This window comes from Okeania hirsuta (genome assembly GCF_003838195.1).
Taxonomy (GTDB): Bacteria; Cyanobacteriota; Cyanobacteriia; order Cyanobacteriales; family Microcoleaceae; genus Okeania; species Okeania hirsuta.
On sequence record NZ_RCBY01000310.1, the window covers coordinates 1 to 7,000 of the forward strand.

Genomic DNA, 7,000 nt, shown 5'->3' on the forward strand with positions numbered 1-7,000 from the left:
CCAAAAGACCATACATTTCTTAGTGGCAGGATCTTCTTTCTTCAACTGCTCATAGATCGGATCGCCTGACCACTTGAAAGGGCGATAATAGTAAGAAAAGCGCTCTTGCTTCATAGTCCTGACCAGAGGTCGGATAAATTGCTGATAAAAGGGATGGTCGGGTGGTGCTATTTTATGTTCACCAACCTGAAGCCAGCGGCCAAGTAAATCACTAATTGCCATGGATGTTGAATTTTGAGTGGTGTGGGATGAATTCGGAGGCGTCCGATGGAGGTTATCCTCCGACGAGAGGGGTAAGTTTAATAAAGCTGACAACTGTCTCATCGTTGACCAGTATTTCTTTATCAAGTGATTCTACTTGAAAATTATTAACCAATACGAAGAAGCCATTTTGCGTGAAGGCTGCCCAGGCAAGATAAATTTGCTTTTCAGTATCGAGAACAAGTTGAGCGCTTGTTCTTTAGGGGTTGGGTTTACGAGCAATTGGCGGGAAGATTCCTGTTTGTTATTGTATTCTTCCACCTCTGCCTTTACGCGTTGGGCAATGAGATCTCGAACACTCACCCATTCATTTTCTACAGGCAATTCCCATTCTTGCAAAAGGCCACCTGTAGCCGTTTCGTCTTTAATCGTCAATTTGATCATGGTATTCTCCTTAGGTCAACAATGACACTAATTTACGAATATTTGATCAATAAATCAATTATTTGATTACAAAAAGTATATATTTTAACAAAAATCACCTTTTTGATTACACACTACATCTTTTGTAAGGCTAGTAGTTCATAATCCCATAGTCCTTTCCGATAGGTCTTATATTGGGCGAGGCCGGTTTTATAATGGATTTTAGAAAAGTAGGTCGCGTTATAGACTAGATTGTAGGCCTTCGTTCCGATCATACCGGCTAATGCCGCCCAATAGATTCTATTTACAGAGGGCTTTATTTCTTTGGTGACATTTCTCCGTCCGGAAAGTTTTAGGCCAAAGTTTCCCGCTACCTCTTCCAACTCTGCTAGAGTAAGGATATCAGAAATAGCCCAACCATTGAGCATAGTTAGCATGCCCGGTTCTTTCTTAATATCGTAAGGGTGAGACTTGAAGCAATCGGCTATCAAAAGGCGGCCACCTGGTTTCAGCACCCGGGCTATTTCTTGAAAGAAAAGTGATTTGTCCTGAGCAGTCTGCATACTTTCAATGGCCCAGGCGTAGTCAAAAGAGTTTGCCGCAAAGGTTGTATTGGTGTAATCTTGTTGCTCAAATTGAACCAAGTCTTGCACTCCATGTCGCTCAGCATATTTTGAGGCGGTAGCGACTTGTCTGGCACTGAGGGTAATGCCCTTAGCTGGACATCCTCGCTCCTTGGCCAGAAATATACTGCTCCCTCCTACCCCACAACCTGCATCCAACACACTTGCTCCCCTTGGAATCTCTCCTAACAGCATCAATTCCCGGTTAGTATTAATCACCGCATCCTTCAAACTTCTGATCTCCTTATCCCAGACCCCGTAATGGAGGCCCATACTGGCATCAAGTTTCCACCACATCCGATAATGTGGCTCTGTATGATCATAGTAATTTTCAACATCTTGGTTGGTGAAGGTTTTCATCTGCTTGGTCATTTTGAACTTGCGTAAGGAATGAGGGATAAATAAACTGCACAAGTAGGCGAAATATTTTTTCGCCAGACTAGGCTGCAAAAGCCGAGTACCTGTCGAGCCGCCAGGCTGGATGAAGAAAGTAATGTTCAGCGCATTACGCCGAGACGTAAGAAGAAAACATTCTTATCGGAGCTGAACCGTCAGCGCGTGTGGAAAGTACAAGCCTTAGGCTTAATGACAGAAGCGGGAGTGATTCCGATCAAGGACCAAATCGGCTCGCCGGATGATCCCTTTGAAGTCCCCAAATGGATCATTCAACAGTTGGAGGAAGCTGAGCTGTGGGAAAGATTTGAGGCTTATCCACTCATGTACAAAAGGCTTAAGATTGGATGGATTTCAGAAGCTAGTAAATATAGGCCTGAAGAGTCGCAAAGAAGGCTCAACTACTTAATCAAAATGACCGGCAAAGACAAGATGTATGGAACTATTCCGGAGATTCCGGGGTATTACTAGTGTCGTCTACTATATTGAACATAGATAAAATACAGGCGTTTATCGAAAAAACTCAACTTTAGTGTACGTTTGGGCCATTTATGCATAATAATTATAGAACATATTTCATTGATAGTCTTTTCAGAACGAATAAAGAAAAAACTGTATTCCTGAAGCAATGAGCCCATTTTATAAAAAATAAAAACAAGAGACCCATACAGCACGCTTGCGAGACTCGTAACACTTAGGCCAGGTGGGGCAATCGTTGTTAAAAAAGAGCGCTTCCAAATTTTATTCTGGCCGTCAAAAGCAACGTAAGACAATTTCCTAAATCACCAGAATATTTAACTTCTATATCCCCAGACGCAAAGACAGTTCACCCTTAATGGTCAAAGAGAGATCTTGCCAATCACCTACGTAAGGAGGAAATGCTAACGGAAAATGGAGATTGAGTCACAGTTTCCGCATAGCTCGGTATGGATATTTTGAAGCTACTGGTGACTGGCACGATCCAAAACCAAGAGGATGGTTATAAGTGGAATACCAATCGCCCACATTCCTCAACAATGGCGTGTGGATGCATTCCTGCAATTTCCTCTTCTGCTATACTCAGATCTAGAGATCGCAATTAGTGGAATTAACGAACGCCCAGCTTGGTTCGATATACAGTTATATGCTCTTATCCTATCTGCTTTAGTAGCCTTCAGTTGGCTAGTACTATCAGATATGGCAATCAGCGAACGGGCATTTGAAGGATATCCTTTGCCTTCGCCCAAGGAGCACATGCTACCGAGGATAGTAGGATCCATAGGATAAAACTGATCAAGGGCATGCTGATTCATTCCACTTGATATTAGCATTCCTACTCCTTATAGTCTTCGATTTATTGGAGGCCAAGTTTGACGAGGAATGAGCGCATAAAGCGAGGATTTTGGCAAAAATACAGCGAGAGCTAGGTTTTCCGGAAATATCTGAGCATTTGGGCTCCTAGAAAGATTCGCAATTGCATTAGTAGGTACTTGTCCTAACGACACTTCTTCCATCTCGGACCGACCGGCAGAGATCACGATCCACTAAGCAGGCTTCCCAAGACATTGACCGGACTTAGCCCCCCTGCTTTTTCTATGGAACAGGCGTGGGACAAAAAAAAACACAGAAAGCTGCATGTGGGCCAATAGGCTAAGCTCCAATATCTACACGCTTCAGCATCAGCTTCCAATTCAGCTGCGCGGAAACCGAAATTAGAATCATCGCTCCAGTCATACTGAGATTCACCCGGCAAAGACTCCAAAATACGCCGACAGTTGGCGTATCAAATACTTGGGCTTTCAGAATAAATAGTTCAAAATTCTAATTCAATTTCCATACAAAATAATTAACGGAAGAAATATGACAAAGGCTCCTAAACTGTAGTATAAGATAATTGCGGTAATGTTTTCTGATCTACGCTCAACACCACAAGCCTAACATAAACCCCACTAGTAGGACTGGAATTAAAAGGAGGTATCGAAAAGTATACATGAAATCGTTTCCCAAACCCAAATGTGAGGTTTTGATAAGATGCCGATGAAGAATAACAAGCGCCGTTCCAATAAAAAATCCGGCTTATGCAGTCGCATAGCCAGAGAACACGTTGGAAAAAGCCCCGTAGATACCAAGTCATAGTAGTGAGCCAGCACTAAAACCATGATGCCCAACCACCACTGCGTAGAACCTTCGCTGATTATCTGCGATCCCGCGTACATCATCACCACACTAATGAAGATGATAACCCATTCCGCGTTGAAAATGGTCTCCGGCAAGTCCTTCCCACTAGTACCCCTAATTAAAAACTTACATCAATCCAAGTAACAACTTGAGTAGCAGCATCCATTGAGCGTCCCGCTTGTAATAAATTACCGCAACAAATATCAGCGTGATCAAGAGCGGCAAATGATGCCTGGAGCCTTTCCCCAAAACGATCGCTAAAATGGTAACATTGACTACTGCAATTCCCTTAGTCCAGCCTTAGAAAGTCTATTAAGAAGGCGCTAGCATCGCAAAACAGTCAGCTGGAGTCAGGCGGAAGTTCAAACATGAGGCAGCTAAAGTTGGCAAGCGGAAAGTAAGTTTGCGAACTTCAATTCCATCATTATTCTGCATTCGCTTCAAAATAAAGTCTGACATCTGTTTTCCAATTCGAATGGGGTTAACAGCCTTGCTTGTTTCAATGTACACCAACTGAACAACCCAACGGAATGGAGGAAAAAAGAATAGGTCTACTTCTAGATCCATATTCTCAATTCTTGCAACTCCATTCCTTGCGCAATATATCACGCACAGTTCTCATAGCTTTCCCATTGGCTAGGACTCCTTTTGTCGTCTTCCGTGATGCTTCCACTCTCCTACCGTAAAGCCACCCGATAACGGGATGAGCTTCGTAGCCGAACATTTAACCACATTCGCCTTTTAGTTTTTCTGAGGCATAAGAGACTTGAAGATATTGCTAGCCCATCATGAAACTATGAGCAATTTCAAAAACTAGAATCATGCAACAATTGCTGATAGAACGAATATAGTTTTACAATGTAAAGCGGCTTCAATTTCAATCCCTTAGCGATATCCCTCATCTATGGCCTTAAACCCTTTTTAAAATGAAAGGTTCAGCGCCGTTTCTATGAATCCTTCTCGCGTAATCTCCTTCCATGCCTGAATATAAGTAATTGATGGATTATCAAACTGAGTCAAATCGGCTTAAAATCAGTTATTTCTGCAGCTAAAACAATTAGTAGTAAATTTACTAACAATTGTTAGTATACAAAAATTAACAGTAATGCCCTTTTATCATAAAAGGGAAAGATCCCCGAAACGACATACCATATTCGAAAAAATCAGATGGCACTGCACTATGACATTTGTTTGGAACGATCGGGTTGATCATGTGTCTTCCTTTATCAACTCCATCGCAACTTGGTTAGGAGGTAGGAAAAAGATAATTGAACCCTAAGGTAGCCATCGACCAAATACTGAAGTCGCTAAAGTTCATTGTTTCAATATCGAAGCAAAGACGATATTTGGAAAGTGGATCCCCTATGGTCATAAGATATCCACATTGGTCTACGGCACGAAACAGTCTTTACCGACTACTTCTACAAAAATGCGATGCAGATAATTGCTCTTCGTGCATAAGGGTCAGTACATGCGACTATTTTGGGTATATATCTTCGATTACGGTGACTCCTCATCATACCACGCGGCATGATCTATCAAATCAGTTTTGACACAGCGACAATCGACTCCTTTATGCGGAATCCTTTCATCGATCTACACCCAAAACGCTTCTCCGCAATTGGTCGGACAATGTTAGAGGCACCTCCCCATTTGCGACGAGATTATAAACTCCCGAAGAGCTAGGAACCAGCATAACAGCTTGGGAGACTTTGTCAATGATAGACAGGGGCATCTCATTGAGCTGGTTATGCTTCCATCCTTTGATGTAGGTGGGTTTGAGGACAATACTACCATTGGCTCTCCTACTTATTGAGGCCCAATAACCGGCAGATTCACCCCCCCACCGGTTCACCGACTTTGAGACCTCGCTTTCGCGTATGTTCTTCTGTCCACGTCTCTTATTCCACCGCAGCTATCCCAGCTCCGTCAACCAGCTCCAAATAGATTCGGATAGATCTTTCATATGTTGTATGGCGACTTTATGAGCAGAATGATATTGACCAAGGCTATATAACCTTCATCCTGGGCCATACCACATGCCCACATCCGGTGCCTATGAGCGGGCAGTCATAAATCTACAGAAAATTAGCCGTAATGATCGAACCTTCAAACCCTTGATGGTTACGAAGCAGCTTACAAATCGAGGACGGTCAATACTACCAATCCTGGCTCGAAACACTAAGGAATGAGGGATAAATAACTGCACAAGTAGGCGATATATTTTTTTTCGCCAGACAGCTGTAAAGCCGAGTACTGTCGAGCCGCCAGGCTGGATAGCCTAGTACATGAGCTTTGTTAACGCAGTATGGCGAAAAAAGGTAAAGCGTAGTTGTTTTTTTTATTTGTGCCTCATTCCTAATACCTTATATCCAAAAAGAACTCATTATACTATATGTCTGAATAAATTCTTGGTTGAACATAGCAGCTGATTTCCGATTTCAGCATAATAATCTACCCTTTGTATTTCCTATACCCCTAACCAAAGACACGTGTAGCTAGCCATCGAATTCATCATTGATTTACCAGCCGCCCAGTCAGCTGTAAATTTTGCCGTTTGAATAACCGGCCATAGTCTGGAACAAGTCAGCATTAATGATTTGATGCAGTTAGGGAAGGTCATCAGTCTACAGATCCGCATCGCCTACAGCAGCAGCTTTGTGATCCGGCGTGCAGCACTTAAGACGTCAAAAAGAGGTACTGATCCCAAAGGAGCTACAATGCATATCCCATTCGGGTCCGAGATTACACCGAGTGTCGTAGTCTAGCATTGAACAGCTACCAATGTCGGCAAGATGTTCGCGATCCGCGAATGCGCTCCTCCCACTGGAGCATATCCCGGTGGCTATCATGGAGAGCTTCTCTATCATCCCTACGACGTTCCCATCCGACGAACCAAGGGACAAACACTTCCCAAAGGGGCAGACACTCCGTATTCCAGTCAGTAAGCGCTTAGACTTTGAATTGGAATAGGCCTTTATCATAGGCAAAGAATCTCAATAGAGAATCGATCTCAACAACGGAAGCAAATGATTAATTCTTGGATGGTCTTATTCAATGATTGGTCAGCTCGAGATATTCAGAAGTGGGAGTATGTGCCACTTGGCCCATTCTTAGGTAAAAATTTCGCCTCTTCTATTTCTCCATGGGTAGTCTTGCTCGAGGCCTTGGAGCCATTCAAAGTCGCTGGGCCAGTCCAAGAC

7 protein-coding genes are annotated in these 7,000 nt (G+C 43.1%); 2 read left to right on the forward strand and 5 right to left on the reverse strand.

The features are described 5' to 3' along the window. The 3 genes from D5R40_RS28835 to D5R40_RS28845 form a co-directional block, all read right to left on the reverse strand. Window positions 1-324, reverse strand: a 324-nt coding sequence (locus tag D5R40_RS28835; protein ID WP_134239636.1) for a hypothetical protein, incomplete at its 3' end; no start/stop codon positions are given. 30 nt (window positions 325-354) lie between these two features. Continuing rightward, entirely contained in the window at window positions 355-645 is a 291-nt protein-coding gene (locus D5R40_RS28840; protein ID WP_124155580.1) for a hypothetical protein, read from the reverse strand. Between the two features lie 113 nt (window positions 646-758). After that, a complete protein-coding gene (locus tag D5R40_RS28845) occupies window positions 759-1,619 on the reverse strand; it encodes a class I SAM-dependent methyltransferase (RefSeq protein ID WP_124155581.1) in 861 nt (286 codons plus the stop codon). 105 nt (window positions 1,620-1,724) lie between these two features. On the opposite strand from D5R40_RS28845, the gene D5R40_RS38210 reads away from it, so the two are divergent. Continuing rightward, window positions 1,725-2,111, forward strand: a complete 387-nt coding sequence (locus tag D5R40_RS38210; RefSeq protein WP_511035255.1) for a YdeI/OmpD-associated family protein — start codon at window positions 1,725-1,727, stop codon at window positions 2,109-2,111. A gap of 1,998 nt (window positions 2,112-4,109) precedes the next feature. Here D5R40_RS38210 and D5R40_RS28860 read toward each other — a convergent pair. Together D5R40_RS28860 and D5R40_RS41565 are read right to left on the reverse strand one after the other, a co-directional pair. Further along, window positions 4,110-4,364 carry a hypothetical protein gene (locus D5R40_RS28860; RefSeq protein WP_124155583.1) on the reverse strand — a complete coding sequence of 85 codons (255 nt, stop codon included), beginning with the start codon at window positions 4,362-4,364 and terminating at the stop codon, window positions 4,110-4,112. A gap of 2,211 nt (window positions 4,365-6,575) precedes the next feature. After that, window positions 6,576-6,707, reverse strand: a complete 132-nt coding sequence (locus D5R40_RS41565) for a hypothetical protein (RefSeq protein WP_282433673.1) — start codon at window positions 6,705-6,707, stop codon at window positions 6,576-6,578. Between the two features lie 89 nt (window positions 6,708-6,796). On the opposite strand from D5R40_RS41565, the gene D5R40_RS42230 reads away from it, so the two are divergent. After that, the coding region (locus D5R40_RS42230; protein ID WP_345789246.1) for a fumarylacetoacetate hydrolase family protein at window positions 6,797-7,000 on the forward strand (204 nt) is incomplete at its 3' end.